General features: G+C 60.6%; 1 protein-coding gene. It reads left to right on the forward strand.

All coding sequences use genetic code 11. The annotated features are described in order from the left end of the window. Positions 1 to 90: 90 nt before the first annotated feature. Positions 91 to 320 (forward strand): hypothetical protein (locus tag EOD29_RS31025; protein WP_127248796.1); only part of this gene is annotated, 230 nt, incomplete at its 3' end.

A 320-nucleotide genomic window follows, 5' to 3' on the forward strand; every position in this document is an offset into this window, starting at 1 on the left:
CCAAAATTGCCTGAATTGGAGCGCGATCTCCTGTGTGCCGAGGGTTAGTTTATGTTGTGGAATTCAACAGCAGATTGAGGAGATTGACCCATGCGCATCAAATTTGCCCTTGCCGCGTCCCTGTTCGCCGTCAGCCTTGCAGGCGCTGCCTTCGCCCAGCCGACCTATTCCGACGACTACACCAATGACAGCGACGGTTTCGCCCCGAGCGCCATGGCCACCCCTGCCGTCGACAAGACCGCAACGGCGAGCATCGCCCCCCTGCCTCCGTGCCACAGCATGATTGGCCCCAAGGGCTCCCACACCAAGGGTGCCGACAG

The organism is Mesorhizobium sp. M1A.T.Ca.IN.004.03.1.1, assembly GCF_003997555.1.
GTDB lineage: Bacteria > Pseudomonadota > Alphaproteobacteria > Rhizobiales > Rhizobiaceae > Mesorhizobium.